Here is a 23331-nt window from a genome sequence, read left to right as displayed (position 1 = left end):
AGGTCTTACTCACTGTAAAGCAAGAACGCGTTCTGAAATTGGTTTTGTTTTAATTTGTTCAAGACAGTTTGTGCTTCTGCAGCATCTTTGATTGGACCGAGTCGCAAACGATAAATTCCGTCTTTTTCAACAATATTTGTTGGTACATGGTATTGCTGACGCAATTGAAACGCGAGAGCTTCGACGTTAGCAAGTGTACTGCCTGCAGCAACCTGTATGTAACTTAAACGTGGGGCAGAATCGGCAAGTGTAATTGCTTCAACCTTAACACGCGCTGTACCTTTTGTGTAATAGCCTAGCTTGTAAGCGGCTGAATAGGACAGGTCAATTAACCTGTCATCATGAAAAGGGCCGCGATCATTTACTCGTACGATTACCGATTTACCATTATCTAAATTAGTCACACGGGCAAAACTGGGTAAAGGCAGCGTTTTATGAGCGGCAGACATAGCAAACATATCGTATATTTCGCCGTTAGAGGTGTGGTAATTATGAAATTTTCGACCGTACCACGACGCTATACCTTCCTCAGAATAACCGGTTTCATCAAGCATAGGTGTGTAGCGTTTACCTAGTACTTCATAAGGACGACCAGCACTTGCACTTTTCACTACAGGTGTGACGACGGCATCTTGCATTTCAAGCTCTGTAGGCTTACGCAGCGGAGCAGCATCATGTTCCATTGCATACCTGCCTCGTTGTGAAGAAGAGCTACATGCTGTTAGCAACACACACATTAAAACAATAAATAGAAGGTTCACGCGGTTTATCATTATTTTAAAAGCATCCTTTTATCGGTAGCGATGGACATAATAATACCAAATCCGGCCATCAGGGTTACCATCGATGTGCCACCGTAACTAATTAATGGTAAGGGAACACCCACTACAGGGAGTAAACCCGATACCATGCCAATATTTACAAATACATAAACAAAAAAGGTTAACGTGAGCGCTCCCGCTAGAAGTTTACCAAATGCATCTTGGGCATTAACAGCAATGTAGAGTCCGCGACCTATGATAAATAGGTACATGCAAAGCAGTAAGCAAACACCAAAAAGACCAAACTCTTCACTGAGTACTGAAAAAATAAAGTCAGTGTGCCTTTCTGGTAAAAACTCGAGTTGTGATTGTGTACCTTGCAGCCAACCTTTTCCTTCTATACCACCAGAACCAATGGCTATTTTTGACTGAATTATGTGGTAGCCAGAACCAAGAGGGTCACTTTCAGGATCTAAAAACGTGAGCACCCGTTGGCGTTGGTAGTCGTGCATTCCGTAATGCCAAAATGGCCATGCAGCGAGCGCGATGGTTGCACTAAAAAAACCAATCAAGCGCCAACTTAAACCAGACAAAAACAACACAAAGATGCCAGAACTGGCAATTAAAATCGAGGTACCTAAGTCAGGTTGCTCTTTTATTAAGACGGTTGGTACCATCACGATCGCAAAACCAATAATTAGGTGGATGACTCTCGGTGGTAAGTGGTTACGCCCGATATACCATGCAACCATCATAGGAACGGCTATTTTCATTAATTCAGACGGTTGAAATCGCGTTACCCCCAAATCAAGCCAACGCTGAGCACCTTTTGAGCTAACGCCGAATAGCAAAACACCAACCAGCATCAGAAGCCCCACACAATAAAGGGGTATAACCATGCTTTTTAATGTATTAGGTGAAAATTGAGCAAGAATAAACATACCTAGCACTGCACCAAACATACGGGTTGCATGACGAATCATCATCGCCGAGTCTTGGCCACTGGCGCTGTATACGATAGCAAGACTCGCTACCATCATAGCCATAAGGGCTATAAGAAGTGGTAAATCGAGGTGAAGGCGCTGCCAAATAGAGCGTTTTTTATTTAATGGGATCATGGCGCGTCACTTTGAGCTGTTTGAATTGGGTTAGCCGAAAAATAGTAATCCATTAACTGGCGGGCGATTGGCGCACCAACGGTACTACCACCACCAGTATTTTCTACGACCACAGAAACAACAATTTGTGGGTCATTATAGGGTGCAAAACCAATATAAATCGCGTTATCACGTTGGCGCTCTTTTAATGACTTAGCGTCATAACGCTCACCTTGTGCAATACTGACAACTTGTGCGGTTCCCGTTTTGCCAGCAGGGTCATAAGTCGCCCCTTTAAATGCTTTATGGGCTGTCCCTGTTACTTTATGTACGGTGTTGTGCATAGCATCAAGTGCAATTTGCCAGTGATGTGGATTTTTAAGTACCACAGGTGGTTTTTCATCATTATTGATTTGCGTTACTTCGTTTTCTTTTTTGGCTACTTGAACAAGATGAGGAGGGTGGTCCAAACCACGGTTCACCAAAATGTTAGTTGCATTGGCTATTTGCATCGGAGTGGCAGTCCAATAGCCTTGTCCGATACCCACTGAAATTGTATCGCCTCGCCACCACGATTCTCTGAAACGGGCTTCTTTCCATTCTTTGGATGGCATAATTGCCGTTGTTTCTTCATGAATATCAATACCAGAGAGCTCGCCAAAGCCAAACTGAGTCATAAAGTCACTGATTTTAGTGATGCCTAATCGGTAAGCTACATCGTAAAAGTAGGTATCACATGACTCTTCAATGGCTTTGTAAACATCGACATGACCATGGCCCCAACGTCTCCAGTCACGCCATTTGTGTTCAACATTAGGTATTTGAAAAAAGCCAGGGTCCCAAATTTTTGTTTGCTCGGTGACCAGCCCTTCTTCCAATGCCAAAATAGCCATGTGTGGCTTCACTGTTGATGCAGGGGCATATCGGCCTTGGGTTGTACGATTTATAAGTGGTCGATCAGGGTTTAGTAATTCTTTGTAATCTTTGCTACTGATACCATGCACAAACAAGTTAGGGTCGTAGCTTGGATTTGAGTATAGCGCCAATACTCCGCCATCTTTGGCATCAAGCACAACAACCGCACCCCGCATATCTTTTAAGGCATGTTGGGCAATTTGCTGTAAACCTATATCGAGGGTAAGCACTAAATCATGGCCAGGTTCTGGTGGGGTAAGGCTAAGAGTACGAATTACTCGACCACGGTTATTTACTTCAACACGTTGTGAGCCAACCATACCATGCAGGAGTTCTTCGTAATACTTTTCGATACCTAGCTTACCAATGTCGTGCGTTGCACGGTAGTTAGTCGCCTGATCCTCCGCCTCGAGTTTTGTAAGCTCTTTTTTATTAAGCTTAGCAACATAACCTAAGGCATGGGTGAGGGTATCACCATATGGGTAGTAGCGAGCGAGGCGAGCTTCAATACTAAACCCTGGGAATTTATGCTGATTTACCGAAAACTTTGCTACTTCGGTTTCATTTAATCGTGATTTTAGTACTTGGCTTTTAAAGCGACGGTTATGCTTTATATCATCTAAAAAGTCAGCTTTTTGTTGTTCACTGATATCGATAATCTGTTGAACAGCTGTGAGCGCTTTATCGAGGTCGTCGACATCTTCAGGGATCACTTCAAGATTGTAAACTGGTTTGTTTTCGGCCAGTAATACCCCATTTCGATCATAGATAAGGCCACGATTGGGCGCAATCGGAATGACTTTAATACGATTATCGTTCGAACGAGTTTGGTAATCTTGGTGATCAATTACCTGTATGTTATATAAATTTGATAATAAGACACCAATTAGCAGGGTAACAAACACAAAACCCACAAATGCTCGGCGAGCAAATAAGTTTGCTTCAGCCGAGTGGTCTCGAATCGTGGGTCTGTGTTTTCGCATTGTTTTTACTACTCGCGATGATAAGGGTGGTTGTTATTCAAGCTCCAGCCACGGTAAAGGCTTTCGGCAACAATAATACGCACTAAAGGGTGCGGTAGTGTTAGGTTTGATAGTGACCACTTTTGTTCAGAGGCTGCGATACATTCAGGTGCTAAGCCTTCAGGGCCACCAATTAACAAGCTAACATCACGTCCATCAAGTTGCCACTTCTCCATACTCTTAGCGAGTTGATGCGTATCCATTGGTTTACCGGTTACTTCCAAAGTAACAATACGGTTACCCTTTGGAATAGCCGCCAAGGTTTTTTCACCTTCGAGTTGTAAAATACGTTTGATATCCGCATTTTTACCACGCTTTCCTGCTGGTATCTCAACAAGTTCAAGTGGCATATCACGCGGAAAACGGCGTTGATACTCTGTAAATCCGGTTTCAACCCATGCTGGCATTTTTGTGCCAACAGCAATCAATTGTATCTTCAAAATGCGTACCTATGTTCTTGCTAAGGGTTAACCCCAAAGTTTCTCTAGATCATAGAAGTCACGTGTTTGATCTTGCATTACGTGTACAACAACATCACCTAGGTCAACAAGTACCCATTCGCCTTCGTTTTGGCCTTCATAACCAAGCGGCTCTTCACCCGCGTGACGCGCCTCTTTGGCAACGTGATCGGCAATTGATTGTACGTGACGCTTAGAGTTACCAGAGCACACTAACATATAGTCAGTAATATCAGATTTACCACGAACATCGAGTTGTACCACATCACGAGCTTTCATATCGTCGATTTTATCAAGGGCAAAGGCGAGTAGTTGTTTAGAATCCAAAGTGTTTTCTCAAAATTAAATTATCGTAATTTGTTATTTTATCACGCAACCGCTATTTATTCATCTGTTTGGTAAAGATGATGCTGCGCAATGTATTGACTGACGCTGTGTGGTAAAAGTTCCGTCATGTCATCATCTAAAAGTAGTTTTTTTCTGATTTTACTGGATGCGGCATCAACTTGTAAGCCATTTAAAAAGAACAGCTTACCTGCATGGTTATGCGCTAGTTGGTGAAGGTCATCCGTTTCAGCGTGTGTTTTATAATCAGCCAGTTCACCGGTTACTTGGCAGTGTTGCCCAGGGCGTTGGTAGACCACAATATGACATAGCTTGACAATATCTTGCCATTTAAACCATTTATCTAGGTTATTGAATGAATCCATTCCAATTAAGAACATAATTGGCGCTGCTGGATTTTCTGCACGCAGCTCTTGCAAGCTCAACAGTGAATAAGACGCACCATCTCGATTAAGTTCTCGGTAATCAATGGCAAAATGTGGATTGTTTTCAATCGCGAGTTTGAGCATATTAATGCGGTGCTCATCGCTTATACCTGGCTTAGCTTTGTGGGCAGGTATTGCACAGGGCATAAAATAAAGCGTATTTAAGCCGCATTGCTGAACACATTGCTCAGCCATATTAATATGACCTAGATGGATTGGGTCAAATGTGCCACCAAAAATAGCAATCATCAATCACCACGCTTAGTCGAATGCTGGATGGCAAGGTAGTGCCATTTCGACAGGCTGACAAAACACTAAACATATATGTGTTAATGCTTGATAAGGTGCAACTAGATTCCCTTGCTTATAAGCGGCATCAAACTGCGCCAGATGTTTAGTGATTTGTTCAAGGGCTTTAATATTAAGGCGATTTAGGGCTTGTTGAGTCGTTGCTTGTTGGTTTTTCCAAATATTAAACTGTTTGTATAAATCAGCCATATTGGCACCATTTAAGCGCCCGTGTTGCATTGCCAATAGACTTGCTGCTTCTTTATTAATAGCCCAAAAGATACTCATGGCTTCCGTGTTGTCATCAGCAAGTTTGCTCATAATTTTAACGACTTGTTCAGACTGACCTTGTAAAAGAGCATGACTTAAATCGAAAATATCAAACTTAGATTGATTAAGTAGTCCTTGCATTACAGCTTGTTGATCGACTAAATCACTTCCATAAAGTAGCGATAGTTTTTCAAGTTCTTGATGGCAAGCAAGCAGGTTTCCTTCAGTGGCATCAATTAAGCTTTGCTTTGCATTGTTGTGCAGGTTTAGGTTTAAACTGTCACACCGCTCATCTAGCCAGCGACTTAAGTGATTCCCCGTCAGCGGGTAGCAAGGTACAAACACACCCTGTTTATCAAGTGCTTTAAACCACGCGCTACGCTGAATGTCTTGACCGGCTTTAGCACCTTTTAGCACTAAAATAGTGTCTGGATTGACAAGCTCTACGAGCTGTTTAAATATTTGGCTGCCTTGTGTTCCAGGCTTTTGCTCGTTTAAGTCAAACTCGATTAAAGTACGAGCACTAAATAACGACATACTTTGATATTGGGCAATGATTTCTTGCCAATCAAAGCCAGGCATTAGCGTAAATTTAATAACTTCGTCAAAGCCTTGTTGTTTGGCCGTTTGACGAATCTGCATGATGCACTGTGTAATTTGATAGGGCTCTTCACCAAACACCATGTAAAAAGGCGCAAGGCCTTTTTTTAACTGGCTAGGTAGCTGGTTTGCATAGCAACGCATTACAGTTGTGATAACTCTCGTACAATTCGACGACTCGCTTGCTTACGAATCTCGCTTAATAGCAAGTCAAGCTCCTTCGCTTTTGCAAGAGCATTATCAGGGTCGTCTTGGTAATTACGATACAGCTCGAAGTTTTGATTAATAGCTTGCTGACCTGGTCGCTTAAGTGTGTAACTAACACTGTAGGCCAGTTCATATTCTGCAACTTGGCCATTGTCGAATAACGATAGGATTTGACGTTCTAAGCGATCTCTGTGAATTGTTAGCTCCGGCAATAATCGATCGCCATGCTGAAGGTCAACTTTACTGGCAATCAGCTCTTTTTCCACTAACTCGAATAAGGCCGACTTTTCATCATCACCCACCAGTGAAATGACTTTTAAATCGTCAGGTAAGTTTGAGGCTTTCTTTAAATGAAAGCCACAACTTGTTAGTAGCAAACAGACTAGCGCAAGGGCTAGTCCGTTTTTAAGTGCATGAAGCGCTGCCATCTTAGTTGGCAACCACGTTAAGTAGCTTACCAGGTACGTAAATAACTTTACGAACTGTTACGCCATCTGTGAACTTAGTCACGTTTTCTTCAGCAAATGCTAATGCTTCAACTTGCTCTTTGGTTGCATCTGCAGGCACTGTTAACTTAGCACGTAGCTTACCGTTAACCTGTACGATGATTAGCTTCTCATCTTCAACAAGTGCTGACTCATCAACTGTTGGCCAAGCTGCATCTAAGATGTCACCTTCTTTGCCAAGATCTTGCCATAACTGGTGACACATATGCGGCGTGATAGGCGCAAGCATGATAAGTAATGCTTCAAGTGCTTCGTTAGCTATTGCCACATCTTGCTTATCAGCAAGTGGTGCTTTAAGTAACTTGTTCGAGATTTCCATGATTGCGGCAATTGCGGTGTTGAATGTTTGACGACGCTCAACGTCATCAGTCACTTTTGCAATGGCTTTATGTAGTTCACGACGAAGCACTTTTTGGTCGCTATTTAATGCAGATTTATCAAGCGCTTGGTAGCCCACAGTTTCAACATCAACCGCGTATTTCCAAATACGTTTTAAGAAACGCATTGCACCTTCAACACCTGAATCAGACCACTCAAGAGTTTGCTCTGGTGGTGCTGTGAACATCATGAATAAACGCACTGTATCTGCACCGTACTGGGCAATAACTTGTTGCGGGTCGATACCGTTATTTTTCGATTTCGACATTTTGCTCATGCCTGCAGAGAATACCGGCTCACCATCTTCTTTGTGCCACGCTTTAACAACACGACCTTTGTCGTCTGTTTCAGTTTGTACATCAGTTGGTGAAATCCAGATATCACCGCCTTTCTCATCTTTACGATAGAAAGTATCAGCTAATACCATGCCTTGACATAGTAAGCGCTCAAATGGCTCATCTGAGTTTACTAGGCCAAAGTCACGTAATAACTTGTGGAAGAAACGCGAGTAAAGTAAGTGCAAGATCGCATGCTCAATACCACCAATGTATTGGTTTACTGGTAACCAATAATTTGCAGCACCTGGTTCAATCATGCCTTCGTCAAAACGTGGGCTACAGTAACGCGCGTAGTACCAAGACGACTCCATGAAGGTATCGAAGGTATCTGTTTCGTGGAATGCAGGCGCGCCATTTACAGTTGTTTTAGCCCACTCAGGATCAGCTTTGATTGGTGAAGTCACACCATTCATTACTACGTCTTCTGGTAAACGAACGGGTAGCATGTCTTCTGTTGCTGCAAGCTCATCACCATTTTCGTCGCTTAACATTGGGATTGGAGACCCCCAGTAACGTTGGCGGCTAACACCCCAGTCACGTAGACGGAAATTAACTTTACGCTCACCTACACCCAGCGCTTCTAGTTTGTCTGCAACGGCATTAAACGCTGCTTCAAACTCAAGACCGTCAAACTCACCCGAGTTAACTAACACGCCTTTTTCAGTAAATGCTTGATTGTCTAAATCAACCGTTTCTTCAGAACCTGCAGCTGGTGCGATTACTTGAGCAATCTCAAGGCCATACGCTGATGCGAATTCAAAGTCACGTTGGTCGTGTGCAGGAACAGCCATTACAGCGCCTGAGCCGTAATCCATTAATACAAAGTTAGCAACCCAAATAGGTACTTGCTTACCTGTTAATGGGTGAATCGCATAAAAGCCAGTTGCAATGCCTTTTTTGTCCATGGTTGCCATGTCTGCTTCAGCGATTTTCGTGTTTTTACACTCATCAACAAACATTGCTACAGCGTCACTGTTTTTAGCGGCTTCTTGTGCAATTGGGTGACCGGCTGCAACAGCAACATACGTCACACCCATAAAGGTATCTGGGCGCGTTGTATAAACACTGAATGTATCTTCGTTGTCAGCACGCTTGAATTCGATTTCTAAGCCTTCAGAACGACCAATCCAGTTACGCTGCATGGTTTTAACTTGCTCAGGCCAGTGATCAAGTTTGTCTAAATCGTCTAATAGCTCTTGTGCGTAATCAGTGATTTTGATGAACCATTGTGGAATTTCTTTTTGCTCAACAATGGCACCAGAACGCCAACCACGACCATCAATTACTTGTTCGTTAGCAAGTACTGTTTGGTCAACTGGATCCCAGTTTACTGTTGACATCTTTTTATATACTAAGCCTTTTTCGTAAAGCTTAGTGAAGAACCATTGTTCCCACTTGTAATATTCTGGGTGACATGTAGCGATTTCACGATCCCAATCGTAACCAAAGCCCAATTGCTTTAACTGGTCACGCATGTAATCGATGTTTTCATACGTCCACTTTGCAGGTGCAGTGTTGTTTTTGATTGCTGCATTTTCAGCGGGTAGGCCAAACGCATCCCAACCCATAGGTTGCATTACGTTTTTGCCTTGCAAGCGTTGGAAGCGAGATACTACGTCACCAATGGTGTAGTTACGAACGTGACCCATGTGGAGTCGGCCGCTTGGGTATGGGAACATAGATAGGCAGTAATACTTTTCTTTGCTCTCATCTTCAGTGACTTTAAATACTTGGTTTTCTTCCCAGTAGGTTTGTACTTTTGACTCTATGTCTTGCGGGTTATATTGCTCTTGCATCTACGATTCCAGACTTCTTGCAGATTAATAAAAAATTGTCGATAAGGATAACTCAAAATACACGCTAATCACAGCGGCAAATAAGGGCTTTTATGAAATTCTCACTTTCAGGGCAGGTTAACCTATACTTGACTATAGTAAGTACTGATTTTTCATCATTTTTGAAGGAGTAAACGATGGCAGATTATAAATCATGGCTTAAAGACTTAAGCGAATGGCTAAAGGATGTTAAAGACAACGAGCTAAAAGATGCGATGGATAAGTTTGTTGAATCAGAGCAAGCACTCAAAGACCTCGGACAAGAAAAACTTCATCAATATCGTGACTATTTAAAGCGCGATATCGATCACATCAAAGAAAACGATCACCATTATGATTCCTTGGCATGGATGGAATTAAAAGAGTCTCTATGGTACGAGTTATCGCACATCGAAGACAAAACGCAACTTGAATGGCATGCACTAAATCAAGATTTTAAACACAATGGCGTCTATCATCAGGGAGAATGGATAGCCATGGGCACATTAGTATGTAAAAATTGCCAGCATAGTTACGATGTTTACCATGCTACGCAAATTACCCCATGTATTGAGTGTGGTGGTATTTACTTTAGCCGTAAGGCATTACAACCTTAATCAGTAACGCAGGCTTGGGCTGGGCGTTACCTATAATGCCCAGCTAACGCTGGGAAATAAGAAGTTAGAATGACAAAAAAACTGATCCCTCTACCTGTTAGCGCATTGGCACCTGAAATTGCCGACAATCATGTAGCCACTTGCATGAAAAACCCCTATCCAGAAACACTCACGTTTATTGGTCAACAACGAGCTCAAAGTGCGCTTGATTTCTCATTAGGTATGGAGTTACCTGGTTACAATGTGTATGTGATGGGGGAAGCCGCACTTGGCCGATTTACTCTTGTTAAAGACAAATTAACAACTCATTCTAAAGAGCGCCCAACGCCTAATGAGTGGCTGTATGTTAATAATTATGATGATCATCGCGAACCAATAGCAATGTTTATGCAAGCAGGGCAGAGCAAGCAACTAGCTGATGATATAGATTCATTTATAGATGAAGTACTTGATACATTTCCTGCTGCATTTGACAATCCAGGTTATCAGCGCAAAAAAAAATCAATCGACCGTGAATTTACCGATACTTACGATGCCGCAATCACTGCCGTGGAAATTGCAGCTCTTGAGCAAAGTGTGGCGTTGATTGAAGAAAATGGCGTTGTTGGTTTTGCGCCTTTAGTTAATGGCAAACAGCTCAGTGATACAGAGTTTTCATCCCTTGATGAGCCACTTCGAGACGAGTTTTATGAGGTCATTGAAAAGCTTGAAGATGCGTTAATAGAAGCGCTAATTGAGCTACCACGCTGGAAACGTGAATCCTCAGAAAAATTACGTAACTTAAAAAAATCAACCGCAGAGCTTGCTACTAAACCCTTAATTAAAGCACTTGAGCATAAATATGCTACACATATTGGTGTTCTGCGTTACTTAAAAGACATTCGCGAAGAAATCATCGATGCGGTACTTGAGTGGCTTGACGATGATGACAACGATGAAAACAAAGAAGACTTTGACCGTAAAGGCATGCTAACTGACTTCTTTGCGCCAAATATTCTGGTAGAGTACAAAGAAGGTGATGCTGCCCCTGTGGTGTATGAACCGAATCCAACCTTTGGCAATATTTTCGGCAAAATTGAATATGCAACCTCACAAGGTTCGCTTATCACCAGTTACCGTTCAATCCAACCAGGAGCACTGCACCGTGCGAATGGCGGTTACTTGATTATGGATGCAGAGAAAGTCATGGCTAACCCGCAAGTATGGGATGGACTTAAACTGTCTTTAAAAACGCATCAAATCAAAAACGACTTACCCTATCAAGACAGCTCCGTAGGAAGTAGCTTTACGTTACGCCCGCAGCTTATTCCTCTTGATGTAAAAATAGTGCTTTTAGGCTCACGAGACCTTTATTACACCATTGGTGAATATGACGAAGAGTTTGCAGAGTTATTCCGTGTACTTGCTGACTTCGATTATTACTTGCCAAGTAGCGATAAACTGCAATATCAGTTCATTACTAAGGTGACTGAATACTGTCAGCAAACATTACATTGCACGACAAACGAAGCCGCTATGGCGCGTTTGCTTAAGTTTAGCTACCGTCAAGCAGAGCATCATAACAAGCTCTCTGCGCGTTTTGCTGATGTACTAGAATTAGTGGCAGAAGCAAGCTTCTATGCAAAGCAGGATGGCCAAACTGTAATAGATGCTCATCATATTGATGAGGCTATTGTTGGGAAACAATACCGCACAGGGCAAATCTCTGAGACCATGCTAAGTGACATCAAAGAGGGGCAAATTTTAATTGCCACTGAAGGTCATGCGGTGGGTAAAGTGAATGGTTTAACTGTGCTGCATATTGGTGATACTTCATTTGGTACACCAGCACGCATTACAGCCACTGTTTATGCAGGTGCTGATGGTGTGATTGACGTTGAACGCGAAGCAGAGCTGGGTAAAGCAATTCACTCAAAAGGGGTGATGCTATTAACCGGTTACTTAGGTAATAAATACGCTCAGCAGTTTAGTTTGACGCTCAGTGCTAATATCGCAATCGAACAAAGCTATGGCTATATCGACGGTGATAGCGCGTCACTGGCGGAGTTGTGTGCGCTTATATCAGCAATAACGAATCTACCTATTAGCCAATCAATTGCATTAACTGGCTCTATCAACCAACACGGAGACGTGCAATCAATTGGTGGTGTGAACGAGAAGATCGAAGGCTTCTTTAAGTTATGTAAAATGCGTGGCTTGACCGGTGAGCAAGGGGTGATTATTCCTAAATCTAACCAAGTGAATTTAGTGCTTGATAATGAAGTGCTCGACGCTGTTGAAAAAGGTCGTTTTAATATTTATGCCGTTGAAACGGTAGATCAAGCGTTGAGTTTATTAATGGAAAAAGAAGCTGGCGAAATGACAGAGCAGGGCTATACCGATGATTCTATCAATGCGCTGGCACTTGCTAGGCTTGCCAATATTGCAGATATCGTTAATGGCGATAATGATGAGAAGGACGCGGAATGATTAATTTAATACTTTTACTGATTATTGGTATTTTTTGTTTCTTAATTTTTAAAAATAGCAAAAAGGCTAAGCTACAAGCCCTTGAAAATGAAAAACTCGCTGCTGATTTTTTAGCAACCAATAGTCAAGCCGACGATGTTCATGAAACAGCTTCAGGTTTGCAATACAAAATAGAGCAAAGTGCAGGGAATGACGAAAAACCCAATGCTACTAGCAAGGTTAAAGTGCATTATCATGGCACGCTTATGGATGGTAGCGTATTTGATAGCTCAGTAGTACGTAACTCGCCAATTAGCTTTGGTTTAAACCAAGTGATTGCCGGTTGGACTGAGGGTTTACAGTTAATGAGCGAAGGGGATAAATTCACCTTTTATATCCCGCCGCAGCTTGCTTACGGGCGTAAGCGCGTTGGTAGTATTCCAGCTGGCTCATTACTGATATTTGATGTCGAGTTGATAAAGATAGAATCTTAAAACACAAAAAAGGCTTCATCATGAAGCCTTTTTTAATGGTTACTTTTTGAACCTTATAATCACACCAGCAGCACTGAGTAGTATCACCACAACCCATACTGGCAAATTGCCGTATTGGCTATAAATACTATCGCCTTTGATAAGCGTAATATTTGCCTCGAGTACATCGGCTTTAAATTGCGGCATAGCTAATTGCGATTTAGCAATAGGGTCGTAAATGGCGCTAATGCCATTGTTGGTTACTCGAATTAGCGGGCGCTGTAATTCAAGGGCGCGCATACGCGCTATTTGCATATGCTGATGCGGGCCATGCGAATCACCAAACCACGCATCGTTACTGACCGTGAACAAAATGTCAGAGTCACTGCGATAATTTCCACGAACCAACTCAGAAAAAGCAATTTCATAGCAAATAGCCGGTAAAATATTTAAGCCATTAGCCCGTAAATTGTTTTGCACTTCATCGCCGCGGGTAAAAGATGACATAGGCAAATCAAACAATGGCGCGATTGGGCGCAGTAATTCTTGAAATGGCACAAATTCACCAATCGGCAATAACTGATGCTTTTGATAGCGGTTTTTAGCTAAATACTGATAGTGGCCTTCGCTATCTTCCAGCTCTTTTTTACCAAGCACAATTAGCGTATTAAAAATGTTACGGGTGTCGTATTGGTAATCAACGATACCTGTAATAAGTGCCGTATTATTAAATGTGGCAGCGCTATCAAGACCTGTTAAATAGTCAGTAGCCAATGCTTCGAGCTCTGGGACTGCGGCTTCAGGCCAAACAATTAAATCAGCATTCCAATGCAGGCGGGTCATGTCTTGGTATTTACTCATGGTATTCCAAAATTCTGACGGCTCAAAGCGTAAGTGCTGTTTAATATTACCTTGTACGAGAACTGTTTTGATTGTTTTATCTTGATACTTTGTAGGGCTGCTATTTGCGATAAAATATAAGCCTGTAAGTATTACGACAGAAATAATTAACGGTTTAATATCTTTGCTTATCAAGCGATAAAGCGAAAAGGCAATGAATACGCAAATTAGCGTGATACCAAACTCACTAATCACGGGGGCTAAAAAGTTCAGTGGGCTGTCTGTTTGGGTGTAACCAAAGCTCAGCCAAGGAAAGCCGGTAAGCAAAGTGCCGCGTAAATATTCTGTAATAGCAACGGTAGCAAGTAACCAACAAATAAAGCTATAGGGGCCGTTAGCAAGACGTGTAGTGAGCCAAACGGCTAATGCAGGATACAGGGCTAAATATGCGCACAGTAAAACCATAAGCGAAATAGAGGCAATCAGTGGCATGCCGCCAAAAGTCGCAATAGAAACATGCACCCAGCTAATACCTGCACCAAACCAGCCCAAACCAAAGATAAAGCCATATTTGGCGCTTTGTTTTGCTGCGGCCTTACCACTTGCAAGGGGGTTAATGCAGTAAAGAAGGGCACCGAGTGATATAAAAGCAATATACCAAAGGTTAAAGGGGGCGTAACTAAGGGTCAAAAAGAGGCCCGCAATAAGTGCGAGCCAGGCTTTTTTATCTTTTGCAAGAAGGCTTAGGTTAGTTAGCAGTTTCTTCACTGTCGTTATCATCAGCCTTAGGGATAGTTATTTGCAATTGCAAGATGCGACGATTGTCCGCATTGGTGACTTTAAATTGTAAACCATCAATGTCAATGGTTTCACCACGGCTCGGCATATGGCCAAACGCATGCAATACAGTACCACCAATCGTATCTGCATCTGAGGTACTGTAACCTGTTTTAAAGTATTCGTTAAAGTCGTCGACCGGTGTCAGTGCTTGCACGGCATAAACATGCTTTGCAACTTGACGAATATCTTGTTGGTCTTCGCTTTCATCGTGCTCATCTTCAATTTCACCAACGATGATTTCGAGAATATCTTCAATAGTCACAAGACCAGATACACCGCCATATTCATCGATTACAATGGCCATGTGGTAACGCTGTTGACGAAACTCATTAAGGAGCGTGTCAACACGTTTGCTCTCTGGCACCACAACGGCTGGTCGTAAATAATCACGCAGCGAAGGCAGTTGCTCATCTTTATTGATGATCAATGGTAATAAGTCTTTAGCTAATAAAATACCTTCAACATGGTCTTTATCTTCGCATACGACAGGAAAGCGTGAGTGCGTAGAATCGACCATCATAGGTAATAGCTGTTCTAGAGGTGTATCGACTTCTAGGGTTACCATTTGTGAGCGCGGTATCATTATATCGCGCACTTTTAGCTCTGATACACCCAGTACCCCTTCAATCATATCTTTTGTTTCAGGGTCGATAAGGTCGCGTTCTTGCGCATCGGCAATTACTTCTACCAGCTCTTCTCTATTCTGGGGTTCCCCTTGCAACATTTGGGCTATACGGCCCAACCAAGTTTTGCCAGAAGAACCCTGGCTAGTTTGCGAGTTGTCGTCGCTCATTGCGTCTAATTGCTCCGTTAATTTAAATATCGTCTCGATATGGGTCAGCGATGTTCAGATCGGCAAGTAACTGCTTTTCTATGCTTTCCATTTCAAGTGCATCTTCGTCCTTTATATGGTCAAATCCAAGTAAATGCAAGCATCCATGAATCACCATATGGGCAAAATGGTCGTGAAAGGCCTTTTCTTGTTCAATTGACTCGGCTAAAACAATCGCCGGACAAATGATTAAGTCACCGACTAAAGGTAACTCAATACCAGGTGGTGCTTCAAACGGAAACGATAAGACATTAGTCGGCTTGTCTTTACCACGATAGTCATTATTAAGCTGTTGGCTTTGCGCCTCATCACTTATTACAATAGTCAGTTCAGCGTCTTCACGATAATTGCTAAGGGCTTTATCAGCCCAAAGCTGGAATTGTTCAAAGCTGGGTAAGTTATCAAACTCACAGGCTATTTGTAGGTCTAATTCGGTCACGAGTTTGCTTCTTGTTGGTTTGCTTGTGATTCTTTAATACGTTGCTTTTCAGCTCGCTTTAAACGCTCAGCTTCATCATTACGCTCGTAGGCCTCTACAATACGAGCTACGACAGGGTGACGCACAACATCATGAGATTGGAAGAAGTTAAAGCTAATTGCTTCAACATCATTTAGCACCTCAATTGCATGGCGTAGGCCTGAGCGCGCACCGCGCGGTAAATCGACTTGGGTGATATCGCCAGTGATTACAGCTTTTGAATTAAAACCAATACGGGTTAAGAACATTTTCATTTGTTCTGCTGTGGTGTTTTGGCTTTCATCTAGGATGATAAAGGCATCATTCAATGTACGGCCACGCATATATGCAAGTGGGGCAACTTCTATGATGTTTTTTTCGATCAGTTTTTCAACGCGCTCAAAACCAAGCATTTCAAATAATGCGTCGTAAAGAGGGCGCAAATAAGGGTCGATTTTTTGACTCAAATCACCGGGTAAGAAACCCAGTTTTTCACCAGCTTCAACGGCAGGGCGCGTAAGTAGAATGCGACGAATTTCTTGACGCTCAAGGGCATCAACAGCGGCTGCAACAGCGAGGTAAGTTTTACCTGTACCAGCAGGTCCAATACCAAAGGTAATATCGTGATGCAGAATATTTGCAATGTACACGCCTTGGTTGTCGTTTCGCGGTTTAATTACGCCACGGCGGGTTTTAATCACCATGTCTTTGCCATAAACGCCTGGATTTTCATCTTGCTCTAGGGCATTTGATTCGCTAATTGCTAAATGAACCGCTTCAGGTTCTATCTCACCAATTTGGCCACGTACAGGTTGAGTATCAACATAAAGGTTTTTTAAGATTTCGACACTCGCAGCAGCACAGTGAAGCTTACCAGTGACTCTGAAAAAATTATCGCGATGAGCAATTTCTACACCTAATCGGCGCTCAATTTGTTTGATATTTTCGTCAAACGGACCACATAAAGATGAAAGGCGTTTATTGTCGGCGGGTTCTAAATAAATCTCTAAAGTTTTTAATTGATTACTCAAAATAGCTTCCTATTGATGGGTGCAGGCGGTGCCTGCACCAAATTTTCCCCTACGGGACGAAAGTAGCAACGCCAATTTCGTTAGGGGCTTGTGCAGCTTCTGCCTCGGCTGCCTTACTTAAAATAGATGATGGTGCCACATCACGGCGTAAGTTCATCTCTGATTCTGTACGAATTAATTCACCACGTAAAGAATTTGGCAATGCTTCAGTAATACGTACATCAACGAATTGACCGATCACAGAGTGTGGACCTTCAAAATTTACAACTCGGTTGTTCTCTGTACGACCACGTAATTCCATTGGGTTCTTCTTAGAAGGGCCTTCAACTAAAATACGTTGTTCTGTATCAAACATTTGACGGCTGATTTGCTGCGCCATTTGCGTAATACGATTTTGTAACAGGTATAAACGTTCTTTTTTCTCTTGCTCTGATACATCATCAGGTAAATCAGCAGCAGGCGTACCAGGGCGCGCACTGTAGATAAAACTAAAGCTCATATCAAAACCAATATCATTGATAAGGTTCATGGTTGCTTCAAAGTCCGCTTTACTTTCGCCAGGAAAACCAATGATGAAATCTGATGACATGCTTAGGTTAGGGCGAATTTTACGTAACTTACGAATTGTCGATTTGTACTCGATTGCAGTATGGCCACGTTTCATAAGGTTAAGAATGCGGTCTGAACCACTTTGTACAGGTAAGTGTAGGTGATCAACAAGCTCAGGCACGTCTGCATACGCATCAATGATATCTGGCGTAAACTCAACAGGGTGCGAGGTGGTGTAACGAATACGGTCAATACCGTCAATCGCTGCCACATAACGTAATAGATCAGAGAAGTAACAAATTTCACCGTCGTGAGTTTCACCGCGATAGGCATTTACGTTTTGACCAAGTAGGTTCACTTCACGAACACCTTGCTCTGCAAGTTGTGCAACTTCAAGTAATACGTCATCAAGTGGGCGGCTTACTTCTTCACCACGCGTGTAAGGTACTACGCAGAATGTACAGTATTTAGAGCAACCTTCCATAATTGATACGAATGCAGTTGGGCCTTCCGCTTTTGGCTCAGGTAAACGATCGAACTTTTCAATCTCAGGGAATGAAACGTCAACTACCGAGCTGCTGTCACCACTTTGCACTTGCTTAATCATTTCTGGTAAGCGGTGTAATGTTTGCGGGCCAAAAATTACATCAACAAACGGCGCACGTTGGCGAATTGAGTCACCTTCTTGCGATGCAACACAACCACCAACACCAATGATTAACTCTGGTTTGTCGTCTTTTAATAGCTTCCAACGGCCAAGCTGATGGAATACTTTTTCTTGTGCCTTTTCACGGATTGAACAGGTATTGAGTAAGATCACGTCAGCGTCCTCAGCTTCTTCAGTTAACTGATAGCCGTTAGTCGCATCTAGTAGATCAGCCATTTTCTGAGAGTCGTACTCGTTCATCTGACAACCCCAGGTTTTAATATGCAGCTTTTTACTCATTGAAATATAGCCTCGTTTTCAATTCGGTAGTGACACAAAAATGTGTTAGAAACAGGATTAAGTGGCAAGTATGCCGACTTAAAGGACGCGTATTTTAGCTGGATACCCGCACAGATCCAAGTATAGTTTTTATCTTTGTGGTGTGAAATCAAACAAGTCACTGTTTTGAAATTCTTAAGCAGTAAATGCACTGACACTGATTATTGAATTACGTTACAATTTGCAGCGTATTTAAATAGCCAAATGAGCGAATGCTAAATGAATAAAAATAAGGTAATTGTTGTCGGTGGTGGCATGGTAGGTGCTGCTACTGCTGTAAAACTGGCCAAGCAGGGTAGGGATGTCACCGTTATTGAAAAGCATCTTATCGATGCTGATCATATTCTTAGCTCAGATAAGGTCGATATTCGCATTTCGGCTATTAATCGTTTTTCAGAAAATTTACTTGATGATCTCGGTGCCATGCCGTTACTAAGACAAAATCGTATTGCACCTTATCAACAACTAGAGGCCTACCAGCAGCAAGGCGAGAATTTATTGTTTGATTGCCATGAGATTGGCGAAACGCATTTAGGTCATTTAATCGAAAATAATTTAATTCAAGCAAGTCTCTGGCAGCAATTCGCCAAGTACAACATCGAAGTGATAGAGCAAACTTCAGCCATCACGGATATTACTCAAACGGCTGATTCAATCACCTTACAGTCTGGTGACACCCAATATACTGCCGATTTAGTTGTTGCAGCAGACGGTGGACAGTCACAATTACGAACTAAAGCTGGCTTAGGTGTAACGGGTTGGCAATATGGTCAGCATTGCATGGGCGTGTTAATCAAATTGGATGCCCCGCAGCAAGTAAAAACGTGGCAACAATTTACGCCAACCGGACCAGTCGCGTTTTTACCGATGCAGGCGCCTTATGCAAATTTAATTTGTTATCACGATGCTGCGGTTTTAAAGCAGTGGCAAACATTGTCGAATGAGCAACTTAAAGCAAAGCTCATTGCGCATTTCCCTGAACTACCGGGCGACTTTGAGTTACTTGAGCATGCTGTTTTTCCACTTGCACGCCAACACGCCAATGATTATTCGCACGGCCGTTTAGTTTTAGTCGGTGACTCGGCGCACACAATTAACCCGCTCGCTGGGCAAGGTGTGAACTTAGGCTTTCAAGATGTCGTTGCACTGGCAGATATTTTGGCAGATCAACCTGATGTGGGTCAGCAAGCGTTATTAAAACGCTACGAGAAAAAACGCCGCCACGCTAATTTACTGATGATGAGCATGATGGATGCATGTTACTTTGGTTTTTCAAACGAGATAAAACCACTGAGCTGGGTGCGCAGTAAGTTTTTAAAGCTTGCTAATAACACAGGCCCTGCAAAGAACTGGGTTTTAAAATATGCGATTAGCGGGACATTAAGTTAATCACATAGTGATAGAGACTAAACACGGGTTAATGAAAATTAGCCCGTTTTTTTGTGCTAAATAAAAATGAATTAAATTTTGGAGAAATTAGAAATTAGAAATTAGAAATTAGAAATTAGAAATTAGAAATTAGAAATTAGAAATTAGACAGGGAAGTAGTTGGCTGGGATACCAGGATTTGAACCTGGGAATGGCAGGATCAAAACCTGCTGCCTTACCGCTTGGCGATATCCCAACGCTAAACTTGAAGAGTTTTAGTTCTACTTAAGAACATGGTGCGGAAGGAGAGACTTGAACTCTCACAACCGAAGTTACTGGAACCTAAATCCAGCGCGTCTACCAATTCCGCCACTCCCGCATCATTCGTACATAAAGTACTGGTAGTTATTTTAGACTCTTCATTGAGTATTCTTTGTCACTTTGAGAAAGTGGCTGGGATACCAGGATTTGAACCTGGGAATGGCAGGATCAAAACCTGCTGCCTTACCGCTTGGCGATATCCCAACAAAAGCTTGATAGTTTGAGTTCTTATCAAGAACATGGTGCGGAAGGAGAGACTTGAACTCTCACAACCGAAGTTACTGGAACCTAAATCCAGCGCGTCTACCAATTCCGCCACTCCCGCATACCTTTCGCGTTTGTAGTAAGGGAACCTAAATCCAGCGTCTTAATCAAGACATCGGCCAATTCCGCCACTCCCGCATCATTCGTACTAAAAGTACTGGTAGTTATTTTAAACTCTTCATTGAGGGCAGCTTTAACTCCTGCAGAGCCATTCTAAAGAAAGAATGGTGGCTAAGACGGGATTTGAACCTGTGACCCCATCATTATGAGTGATGTGCTCTAACCAACTGAGCTACTTAGCCATTGTGGCTGGGATACCAGGATTTGAACCTGGGAATGGCAGGATCAAAACCTGCTGCCTTACCGCTTGGCGATATCCCAACAAAAGCTTGATAGTTTGAGTTCTTATCAAGAACATGGTGCGGAAGGAGAGACTTGAACTCTCACAACCGAAGTTACTGGAACCTAAATCCAGCGCGTCTACCAATTCCGCCACTCCCGCATACCTTTTGCGTTTGCAGTAAAGGAACCTAAATCCAGCGTCTTAATCAAGACATTGGCCAATTCCACCACTGTCGCATCATTCGTACTTAAAGTACTGGTAGTTATTTTAAACTCTTCATTGAGCAACAAAAAGAATGGTGGCTAAGACGGGATTTGAACCTGTGACCCCATCATTATGAGTGATGTGCTCTAACCAACTGAGCTACTTAGCCATCTTTTTTTGTTAACACTTCATCGCTGAGTGCGGGGCGTATTATGCTGATATGACCTAAATCCGTCAACACCTTTTTTGCAAAAAAACACTTAACAGGGTTTGTTTGCATTAAAATTAAGCTAACAGGTTAAATTTTACTTAAATTGCTGTTTTTTTGTCGGTCAAAGACGACTCTAAAAGTATGTTACGTATTATTGTTAATAAAAGCTCATTTTTAATCTGTTTGATTTTCATACAAAAATTAAGTTTATAAATTTAAAAACTATTTTGTTGAGAGTTTTTCTAACTCATAAATGCATTTACAGCTATATAGGGTAGAAGAGTAGGGAGATAAAATGGCGCTATTGCAGTGCTAAAAATAGCATGCGTATCGTGATGTAAACCCAGAAAATAAAAAAGCTCGTAATAACGAGCCTTTTAAATAGAGTTGCTTAAGAACTTATACGTTAAATAAGAAGTTCATGACATCACCGTCTTTAACGATGTACTCTTTACCTTCTTGACGCATTTTACCAGCTTCTTTTGCACCGCTTTCGCCTTTGAACTCAATATAATCGTCAAAAGCGATAGTTTGAGCACGGATAAAGCCACGTTCGAAGTCTGTGTGGATTTTACCAGCAGCTTGTGGTGCCGTCGCACCTACTGGAATGGTCCATGCGCGTACTTCTTTTACACCTGCAGTAAAGTAGGTTTGTAATTTAAGTAACTCGTAACCACCACGGATCACTAAGTTAAGGCCAGGTTCTTCTAAACCTAGGTCAGCCATAAATTCTAATTTATCTTCTTCTTCAAGTTCAGATAACTCAGATTCGATAGCAGCACAAACAGGAATTACAACAGCGTCTTCAGCAGCGGCAATTTCACGTACTTTATCTAGGTAAGGGTTATTTTCAAAACCATCTTCTGCTACATTCGCAATGTACATCGTTGGTTTGATTGTTAAAAAGTTAAGCGTTTTAATTGCCGCTTTTTCTTCTTTAGTGAGTTCTAAAGAACGTAATGTTAAACCTTCATCCAGATGCGCTTTTACTTTCTCAAGTACAGCATTTTGCTCTTTCGCGTCTTTATCGCCGCCTTTTGCTTTCTTGGCATTACGAACAAGCGCTTTATCTGCGCTATCCATATCTGCAAGTACTAATTCGGTGTTAATAACATCAATATCGTCAGCTGGATCGATAGTACCAGCAACATGGACGATATTTTCGTCTTCAAAACAACGAACAACATGACCAATTGCATCTGTTTCACGAATATTCGCAAGGAACTGGTTACCTAGACCTTCACCTTTTGAAGCGCCTTTTACAAGGCCTGCAATATCAACGAACTCCATCGTTGTTGGTAAAATGCGTTGTGGATTTACGATTTCAGCTAGTGCATTTAAGCGCGCATCAGGAACTGGCACCACACCCGTATTTGGTTCAATAGTACAGAAAGGGAAGTTAGCGGCTTCGATTCCCGCTTTAGTTAGTGCATTAAATAATGTTGATTTACCAACGTTTGGCAAGCCAACGATGCCACATTTAAAACCCATAGTAAGATACCTTGTGTAATTTCATTAAAACGGATTAAGGTTTAAATGAATGTAGTCTGTTTTGTGCTTTTAACACACCATCTTTTGCAAGAATTTCCATGCAACGAACTGCTTCGTCGATTGCGGCATCCATTTTTTCTTGATCGTCTTTCGCAGCTTTGCCTAGCACCCAACCTGTTACCATTTCTCGGTGACCAGGGTGTCCAATGCCAATACGAAGGCGCATAAAATCTTTTTGGTTTGCCATTTTCGCAATAATATCTTTTAAACCATTGTGACCACCGTGGCCGCCACCTTTTTTTAGTTTAGCAATGCCTGGTTCTAAGTCCATTTCGTCGTGAGCAACGAGAATGTTTTCAACAGGAATTTTAAAGAAATTAGCGAGACTACTCACCGATTTACCACTTAAATTCATATAAGTTGTAGGGATCAGTAGTTTAAATTCTTGGCCTTGAATAATCACTTTGCCAGTGAGGCCGTGATATTTAGGATCATGTTTGAGAGTGCAGTTATAACGTGCAGCGAGTTCTTCGATGAACCAAGCACCTGCATTATGGCGTGTGTTTGCGTATTCGGGGCCTGGATTAGCCAGGCCCACAAGCATTTGAATAGAATTCAAGGTGTGTACACCTT

General features: G+C 42.2%; 20 protein-coding genes and 8 tRNA genes. 4 read left to right on the top strand and 24 right to left on the bottom strand.

The genetic code is table 11. From position 1 onward, the window contains the following. Nucleotides 1-5: 5 nt before the first annotated feature. From L3V38_RS10880 to leuS, 9 genes are read right to left on the bottom strand one after another with little or no spacing between them, the layout of a single operon-like run. Complete coding sequence (locus L3V38_RS10880; protein WP_130151337.1) at nucleotides 6-773, bottom strand: septal ring lytic transglycosylase RlpA family protein; 768 nt, start codon at nucleotides 771-773, stop codon at nucleotides 6-8. After that, nucleotides 773-1879, bottom strand: coding sequence for a rod shape-determining protein RodA (rodA, locus tag L3V38_RS10875; RefSeq protein WP_130151338.1), 1107 nt, complete (start codon nucleotides 1877-1879; stop codon nucleotides 773-775). The genes L3V38_RS10880 and rodA overlap by 1 nt, the downstream gene beginning before the upstream one ends. Continuing rightward, nucleotides 1876-3756 carry a penicillin-binding protein 2 gene (gene mrdA, locus L3V38_RS10870; protein ID WP_237119408.1) on the bottom strand — a complete coding sequence of 627 codons (1881 nt, stop codon included), beginning with the start codon at nucleotides 3754-3756 and terminating at the stop codon, nucleotides 1876-1878. Before mrdA ends, rodA begins: the two co-directional genes overlap by 4 nt. An 8-nt stretch (nucleotides 3757-3764) precedes the next feature. Further along, nucleotides 3765-4235: a 23S rRNA (pseudouridine(1915)-N(3))-methyltransferase RlmH gene (gene rlmH / locus L3V38_RS10865; RefSeq protein ID WP_062570646.1), complete on the bottom strand. Its 471-nt coding sequence runs from the start codon at nucleotides 4233-4235 to the stop codon at nucleotides 3765-3767. A 27-nt stretch (nucleotides 4236-4262) separates the two neighbouring features. Further along, entirely contained in the window at nucleotides 4263-4580 is a 318-nt protein-coding gene (rsfS, locus tag L3V38_RS10860; protein ID WP_062570647.1) for a ribosome silencing factor, read from the bottom strand. Between the two features lie 56 nt (nucleotides 4581-4636). Then, nucleotides 4637-5272, bottom strand: coding sequence for a nicotinate-nucleotide adenylyltransferase (gene nadD, locus L3V38_RS10855; protein WP_237119407.1), 636 nt, complete (start codon nucleotides 5270-5272; stop codon nucleotides 4637-4639). 12 nt (nucleotides 5273-5284) lie between these two features. After that, complete coding sequence (holA, locus tag L3V38_RS10850; protein WP_237119406.1) at nucleotides 5285-6325, bottom strand: DNA polymerase III subunit delta; 1041 nt, start codon at nucleotides 6323-6325, stop codon at nucleotides 5285-5287. After that, complete coding sequence (gene lptE / locus L3V38_RS10845) at nucleotides 6325-6816, bottom strand: LPS assembly lipoprotein LptE (protein ID WP_130151342.1); 492 nt, start codon at nucleotides 6814-6816, stop codon at nucleotides 6325-6327. The genes holA and lptE overlap by 1 nt, the downstream gene beginning before the upstream one ends. Nucleotide 6817: 1 nt before the next feature. Then, nucleotides 6818-9406, bottom strand: a complete 2589-nt coding sequence (gene leuS, locus L3V38_RS10840; protein ID WP_237119405.1) for a leucine--tRNA ligase — start codon at nucleotides 9404-9406, stop codon at nucleotides 6818-6820. 176 nt (nucleotides 9407-9582) lie between these two features. On the opposite strand from leuS, the gene L3V38_RS10835 reads away from it, so the two are divergent. The 3 genes from L3V38_RS10835 to L3V38_RS10825 all read left to right on the top strand — a co-directional run bounded on the left by L3V38_RS10835 (nucleotide 9583) and on the right by L3V38_RS10825 (nucleotide 12983). Beyond that, nucleotides 9583-10041 (top strand): zinc ribbon-containing protein, encoded by a 459-nt coding sequence (locus L3V38_RS10835; protein ID WP_130151344.1) that lies wholly within the window; start codon nucleotides 9583-9585, stop codon nucleotides 10039-10041. A gap of 69 nt (nucleotides 10042-10110) precedes the next feature. Continuing rightward, nucleotides 10111-12510: an ATP-binding protein gene (locus L3V38_RS10830; protein ID WP_130151345.1), complete on the top strand. Its 2400-nt coding sequence runs from the start codon at nucleotides 10111-10113 to the stop codon at nucleotides 12508-12510. Next, on the top strand, nucleotides 12507-12983 hold the full coding sequence (locus L3V38_RS10825; protein WP_237115086.1) for an FKBP-type peptidyl-prolyl cis-trans isomerase: 477 nt from the start codon (nucleotides 12507-12509) through the stop codon (nucleotides 12981-12983). Before L3V38_RS10830 ends, L3V38_RS10825 begins: the two co-directional genes overlap by 4 nt. Before the next feature lie 39 nt (nucleotides 12984-13022). Here L3V38_RS10825 and lnt read toward each other — a convergent pair whose 3' ends face one another. The 5 genes from lnt to miaB are packed head-to-tail and all read right to left on the bottom strand — an operon-like array spanning nucleotide 13023 to nucleotide 18457. Next, nucleotides 13023-14570: an apolipoprotein N-acyltransferase gene (gene lnt / locus L3V38_RS10820; RefSeq protein ID WP_237119404.1), complete on the bottom strand. Its 1548-nt coding sequence runs from the start codon at nucleotides 14568-14570 to the stop codon at nucleotides 13023-13025. Further along, nucleotides 14551-15435, bottom strand: a complete 885-nt coding sequence (gene corC, locus L3V38_RS10815; protein ID WP_130151348.1) for a CNNM family magnesium/cobalt transport protein CorC — start codon at nucleotides 15433-15435, stop codon at nucleotides 14551-14553. Before corC ends, lnt begins: the two co-directional genes overlap by 20 nt. Nucleotides 15436-15457: 22 nt before the next feature. Further along, a complete protein-coding gene (ybeY, locus tag L3V38_RS10810) occupies nucleotides 15458-15913 on the bottom strand; it encodes an rRNA maturation RNase YbeY (RefSeq protein WP_062570657.1) in 456 nt (151 codons plus the stop codon). After that, a complete protein-coding gene (locus L3V38_RS10805; RefSeq protein ID WP_237119403.1) occupies nucleotides 15910-16962 on the bottom strand; it encodes a PhoH family protein in 1053 nt (350 codons plus the stop codon). The genes ybeY and L3V38_RS10805 overlap by 4 nt, the downstream gene beginning before the upstream one ends. Before the next feature lie 49 nt (nucleotides 16963-17011). After that, the gene (gene miaB, locus L3V38_RS10800; RefSeq protein ID WP_130151350.1) at nucleotides 17012-18457 is read right to left on the bottom strand and encodes a tRNA (N6-isopentenyl adenosine(37)-C2)-methylthiotransferase MiaB; all 1446 of its coding nucleotides are present in this window, start codon (nucleotides 18455-18457) and stop codon (nucleotides 17012-17014) included. Between the two features lie 258 nt (nucleotides 18458-18715). Here miaB and L3V38_RS10795 point away from each other — a divergent pair, with 258 nt between their 5' ends. After that, nucleotides 18716-19885, top strand: a complete 1170-nt coding sequence (locus L3V38_RS10795) for an FAD-dependent oxidoreductase (protein WP_237119402.1) — start codon at nucleotides 18716-18718, stop codon at nucleotides 19883-19885. Nucleotides 19886-20045: 160 nt separating this feature from the next. Here L3V38_RS10795 and L3V38_RS10790 read toward each other — a convergent pair. The 10 genes from L3V38_RS10790 to pth form a co-directional block, all read right to left on the bottom strand. Continuing rightward, nucleotides 20046-20120, bottom strand: a tRNA-Gln gene (locus L3V38_RS10790). 38 nt (nucleotides 20121-20158) lie between these two features. Then, nucleotides 20159-20243 (bottom strand) — tRNA-Leu (locus L3V38_RS10785). 71 nt (nucleotides 20244-20314) lie between these two features. Next, nucleotides 20315-20389, bottom strand: a tRNA-Gln gene (locus L3V38_RS10780). A 36-nt stretch (nucleotides 20390-20425) separates the two neighbouring features. After that, nucleotides 20426-20510 (bottom strand) — tRNA-Leu (locus L3V38_RS10775). 164 nt (nucleotides 20511-20674) lie between these two features. Further along, nucleotides 20675-20751 (bottom strand) — tRNA-Met (locus L3V38_RS10770). 4 nt (nucleotides 20752-20755) lie between these two features. Next, nucleotides 20756-20830, bottom strand: a tRNA-Gln gene (locus tag L3V38_RS10765). 36 nt (nucleotides 20831-20866) lie between these two features. Next, nucleotides 20867-20951 (bottom strand) — tRNA-Leu (locus tag L3V38_RS10760). A 137-nt stretch (nucleotides 20952-21088) separates the two neighbouring features. After that, a tRNA-Met gene (locus L3V38_RS10755) sits at nucleotides 21089-21165 on the bottom strand. 441 nt (nucleotides 21166-21606) lie between these two features. Further along, nucleotides 21607-22698, bottom strand: coding sequence for a redox-regulated ATPase YchF (ychF, locus tag L3V38_RS10750; protein ID WP_062570661.1), 1092 nt, complete (start codon nucleotides 22696-22698; stop codon nucleotides 21607-21609). Nucleotides 22699-22732: 34 nt separating this feature from the next. Beyond that, on the bottom strand, nucleotides 22733-23317 hold the full coding sequence (gene pth / locus L3V38_RS10745; RefSeq protein ID WP_062570662.1) for an aminoacyl-tRNA hydrolase: 585 nt from the start codon (nucleotides 23315-23317) through the stop codon (nucleotides 22733-22735). Between the last annotated feature and the right edge of the window lie 14 nt (nucleotides 23318-23331).

The sequence above is a fragment of the Pseudoalteromonas sp. L1 genome, assembly GCF_021728095.1.
Classification (GTDB): domain Bacteria; phylum Pseudomonadota; class Gammaproteobacteria; order Enterobacterales; family Alteromonadaceae; genus Pseudoalteromonas.
Note: the sequence above shows the minus strand (reverse complement) of the source record. Positions and strands in the feature narration are given on the sequence as shown.

Excerpts from the sequence above, each read along its gene's own strand:
- L3V38_RS10825 (WP_237115086.1), top strand. The coding sequence starts at position 12,507 with ATGATTAATTTAATACTTTTACTGATTATTGGTATTTTTTGTTTCTTA.
- L3V38_RS10795 (WP_237119402.1), top strand. The coding sequence starts at position 18,716 with ATGAATAAAAATAAGGTAATTGTTGTCGGTGGTGGCATGGTAGGTGCT.
- ychF (WP_062570661.1), bottom strand. The coding sequence starts at position 22,698 with ATGGGTTTTAAATGTGGCATCGTTGGCTTGCCAAACGTTGGTAAATCA.
- L3V38_RS10880 (WP_130151337.1), bottom strand. The coding sequence starts at position 773 with ATGATAAACCGCGTGAACCTTCTATTTATTGTTTTAATGTGTGTGTTG.
- nadD (WP_237119407.1), bottom strand. The coding sequence starts at position 5,272 with ATGATTGCTATTTTTGGTGGCACATTTGACCCAATCCATCTAGGTCAT.
- leuS (WP_237119405.1), bottom strand. The coding sequence starts at position 9,406 with ATGCAAGAGCAATATAACCCGCAAGACATAGAGTCAAAAGTACAAACC.
- holA (WP_237119406.1), bottom strand. The coding sequence starts at position 6,325 with ATGCGTTGCTATGCAAACCAGCTACCTAGCCAGTTAAAAAAAGGCCTT.
- corC (WP_130151348.1), bottom strand. The coding sequence starts at position 15,435 with ATGAGCGACGACAACTCGCAAACTAGCCAGGGTTCTTCTGGCAAAACT.
- rodA (WP_130151338.1), bottom strand. The coding sequence starts at position 1,879 with ATGATCCCATTAAATAAAAAACGCTCTATTTGGCAGCGCCTTCACCTC.
- lptE (WP_130151342.1), bottom strand. The coding sequence starts at position 6,816 with ATGGCAGCGCTTCATGCACTTAAAAACGGACTAGCCCTTGCGCTAGTC.
- L3V38_RS10835 (WP_130151344.1), top strand. The coding sequence starts at position 9,583 with ATGGCAGATTATAAATCATGGCTTAAAGACTTAAGCGAATGGCTAAAG.
- mrdA (WP_237119408.1), bottom strand. The coding sequence starts at position 3,756 with ATGCGAAAACACAGACCCACGATTCGAGACCACTCGGCTGAAGCAAAC.
- L3V38_RS10830 (WP_130151345.1), top strand. The coding sequence starts at position 10,111 with ATGACAAAAAAACTGATCCCTCTACCTGTTAGCGCATTGGCACCTGAA.
- miaB (WP_130151350.1), bottom strand. The coding sequence starts at position 18,457 with ATGAGTAAAAAGCTGCATATTAAAACCTGGGGTTGTCAGATGAACGAG.